Source organism: Achromobacter sp. 1014246743 (genome assembly GCF_059760725.1).
Map to the genome: position 1 here is coordinate 1 of NZ_JCBANA010000147.1, position 1,081 is coordinate 1,081.

A 1,081-nucleotide genomic window follows, 5' to 3' on the forward strand; every position below is an offset into this window, starting at 1 on the left:
CGAGAGACAGGTGAGTTTCTGCGGCTCCCTTAGGTGCCTGACCCTGTTCTGAAGACTAAACCCCTGTCTCTCACCTCTGACGCCATCGCGGACACTGGACGGTAGCCTAGGGCTTGACCCTGCATGCACAAGGTAAGTGGGCGCAGTTGGCATACTTTCTTTGTATGGAGGGTATGACGATGATCTATCTGGGTATTGATGTCTCCAAGCTGAAGCTGGACTGCACGTTGCTGCTGGATCCAGAGAACGACAAGCGCAAAAGCAAGGTTGTCCCTAATAGCCGGGACGGGGTGCACGACCTAGTCCGGTGGTGCGCCAAGCATGGCGCCGCGGCTGACCAGGTTCACGCCGTGTTGGAAGCCACAGGGCCCTATCACGAGCAAGCCGCGACGACGCTGCATGATGGCGGGCTGACGGTGTCGGTGGCCAACCCGGCCAACGTGCACGACTTCAGTCGGGCGTTGGCGATGCGGTCCAAGACCGACGCACTCGATAGCGTGGTGTTGGCCCGTTATGGCGTGGCGATGAAGCCGCCCGTCTGGCAGCCCCCGCCGGCCCATGTGCGCGAGCTGCGTGCCTTGATTACCCAACTGGAAGCGTTGTCCAAGGATCGGCTGCGCACGATGAACCGCCAGGAGAAGATCGAGGCCAGCTCGCCCTCGGAGCTGGTGGAACGTTCGATCAGCGACACGCTGAGCTTTTACGGCAAGGAGATCGCTCGCCTGGAGAAGGCCATCGACGACCATATCGACCGGCATCCTGACTTGAAGGAAGACGCCAGGTTGTTGGCGACCATACCCGGGGTGGGGCCGAAAATGACCAGAACCATGCTGCGGGTGATGCATACCCACCACTTCAAGTGTGCAGAGGATCTGGCGGCGTATCTGGGCTTGGTGCCGGTGCAGAGACAGTCTGGCACGTCGCTGCGCGGCCGTAGCCGCATGTCCAAGGCCGGTCCTGCGGACGTACGGGCGTTGGCATACATGGCTGGCGTCGTTGCGTCCAAGCACAACCCCCATGTGCGGGCGTTGTATCAACGACTGCTGGCCGCGGGCAAGAGCAAGATGTCGGCCCTGGGCGC

Annotated in this window: 1 protein-coding gene; it reads left to right on the forward strand. The window is 61.6% G+C overall.

Annotated elements, in window-relative coordinates; all coding sequences use genetic code 11:
- Nucleotides 1-173 precede the first annotated feature (173 nt).
- A partial coding sequence (locus tag AC6LJ2_RS30000; protein ID WP_498152755.1) for an IS110 family RNA-guided transposase occupies nt 174-1,081 on the forward strand: 908 nt, incomplete at its 3' end.